The organism is Aeromonas sp. Prich7-2 (assembly GCF_017939255.1).
Lineage (GTDB): Bacteria > Pseudomonadota > Gammaproteobacteria > Enterobacterales > Aeromonadaceae > Aeromonas > Aeromonas caviae.
On record NZ_JAGKRI010000091.1, the window covers coordinates 1 to 2,745 of the forward strand.

The window sequence follows — 2,745 nt, forward strand, 5'->3', positions numbered from 1 at the left end:
TGCGGCGACCAAACCAAGGTGATCGAGGTTACGGATCGAGATAGCGGGTGCGGCCATGATGATCTACCTGCAAAAGAGAGTAATAGATCAGAACGGCCGATCGCCGTCAAGCACTGAAAATAGCAAAATCAGGTGCGGAATGACGGGTCGAACCCTGAATACGCTATTTGCGAGAAGCACCAGTCGGGCCCCAATGGGCTGATTGACCTTTTCGCCGCTGTCGGCAATCGCTGCCACATTGCGCAGTACATGGGCCCAGCACAGCTGACGCTGGCTGCTGTCGATGAAACGGTATCCTGCGTACTGGTCTGTCACCAACACGCCATCCAATTCTGAGCCCAGCAGCCGTTTGGCCGCATCCTGACCCCGGCCAAACGCCGTCATGAAACAGACGGCCACCTTGCTCAGTGCCAGCCACATCCAGCGCCGCTCACCACCACGCTGATGCCGTGTTTCATCGGCATGGATACAGGAGGCTGATTGCACTTGTTGTTTGATGGCCTGGTGCGTCGGGGTCAACATGGCACTGACTCGCCCTTGCGCCTCGCTGATGGCGCCGCGACTGAAGCTCAGGCCGAAGTGCTGTTTAAGCTGTTGTTGTATCTGGCTAATGCTCTGGTGAAACAGACCACTTTGCAGGGCGATGTAGCTCAGCAGGTTGGTCCCCATCTGGCTGCTGCTCACCGTCTCGGGCAACGGAGCCGGGCTGGTCTCGATGCAATGACAACAGGTGCCGCTAAAGAGCTGATGTTCGGTCACCCTGTAGCTGACCTCGGGCAGGTCAAAGACCTGATGGACGCGGTAGGGTTTGTCATGAAATACCACATTGCCCCCACAGCAGGCGCACTGTCTGGCAGGGTAATGGGGTATTACCGTCAGCCGTTCATCCGCTGGATGACGCTCACGCCGAGCGCCTTTGTGGCCCGGTTGGGCGCCGCGTTTTTTACCTGAGGCAAGGCGCGGCCGAGCAGGTGGTGGTGAGCCTGGCCCATCACTGGAAGGAGGCTTGGAGGAATTGCCGCTGTGCTGGTTGAGTCGGTCTTCTAGCTCGGCGATGCGCGCCATCAGCTTCTGAATAAGTTCATTAGCCTGCTCAAGGGTCAGCGGCGAAGCGGCCGGTGGGGTCATGGATGTGCTCATGCCCCTGATGGTGCCAAGCTGACAGGATCACGCAAGAGGCAATAGTGGATCACCGGACGATCGTCTCATTTTTTACCTGTCAACTGGTCTGGGTGAACCGTTACCTCACATACTGGAGATGTTTCTTTTGAAACATACAAGTATGGTGTTTTTTCTGCATTTTTCTTTTTGACAACAATAACTAGATTTTATGAAGTAAATAGATTTAAACGAGCACTAAGAGAAATATTAAAAAATCATAGTGATAAGGAAGTATATGTTTTTTGTCATAGTTTTGGGACATTTATAACAGTTAAAGCGATAGAGAAATTATCCTCGGAAGAGCTTAAAAAAATAAAATATATAGTTTTGGCGGGTAGTGTATTAAAATCATCATATAATTTTAGTCCTATACTAGGGAAAGTGCGAACAAGTATCCCACGAACAAAAAATGAAAATTTTAGTCATTTAATATCAATGGGTTACCAGTAAATGCTCTCGTGCCATATGACTTATTCGCACCTTCCCTAGAAAAATCATCTGCTGTGATTGTTAATGAGTGTGGTTCCAATGACATCCCTCTTTTATTGAGTGAAAGCATAGTTCCACGTACAGGAATGGCTGGAAGAATAGGTTTTAAAGGTAGTAATAATGACCGGTTTGTAAATAGATTTTTTGTAGGAGGACATAGCCATTACTTTAAAAACGATGATGAGTTTATGAGGTTGTATTGGTTGCCACTCTTTGAGGCATCTTACAGCCCGCAGCTCATAGATAAAAGAAAAGATGATTCATGGAGTAACTTAATAAATACTATGTGTAGAATGGTTGGCCTGATTAAAGATCCGTTATACATAGTAGCCCTTTTATATATGTTATTTATTTTTATTACACGTGTTATAGACCTATAGCTGTACAGATCTAGTTATCACCTGACACCGGCCTTACGTTACTTTAGAGGCCTTGTTGCCACAAATCAGCCAGCATACCATGACTAATAAAGCCCCAAATGACTGTGACATTTGGGGCTTTATTACAGGTAAACCAATCGTGTTCAATTTATTCATTGTGTTCACATACGCCATAGTTTTTCTCACCTAACAGGTGTACCCCTGAAGACTGATTTTGTCCGTCATCAACTGTTTGATCTGTGACATAGAGGGCTCTGCTAACGAGCGATGGTGATGTACCGATATCTTCTTTCAGAGTATATGTACCATCGCTTCCTTGCGTGAGATTTCATTAGCTCAACCATATCGCCACAGCGAGCACTTTTACCGGCTGATGGGTCAGGTGATGCCCGGTTGGGAAAAGACCAAAGCGAAGCTGGATGGCATGGCTAACCGCTTGTTGACGTGAGTTATCAGCTCGTCAGTCACCCACAGCCCGGCAGGCCACCCTTGCCGGGCTGAATTTTTTGGTATGGATGCATTGATTACTCTTCGCATGGAGCCTTTTGTAGCCAAAAGCGGACATTTTTTGTATCTATTCACCAGGACGGGGTTGACGGCATCAGTTCTGCCGGGATGGGATAATCTGTCTTCTCGATGCACGCCCTGACCACGGCCCTCAACCACTCCTGTGGGCAGCGGCCCAATCGCTTGCCGGTCTCCACCAACGACAGGA

General features: G+C 48.4%; 1 pseudogene. It reads right to left on the reverse strand.

The annotated features are described in order from the left end of the window. Positions 1 to 153: 153 nt before the first annotated feature. Positions 154 to 1,140: pseudogene (locus tag J9892_RS14890) on the reverse strand (IS66-like element ISUnCu16 family transposase); the annotation flags it as partial. Between the last annotated feature and the right edge of the window lie 1,605 nt (positions 1,141 to 2,745).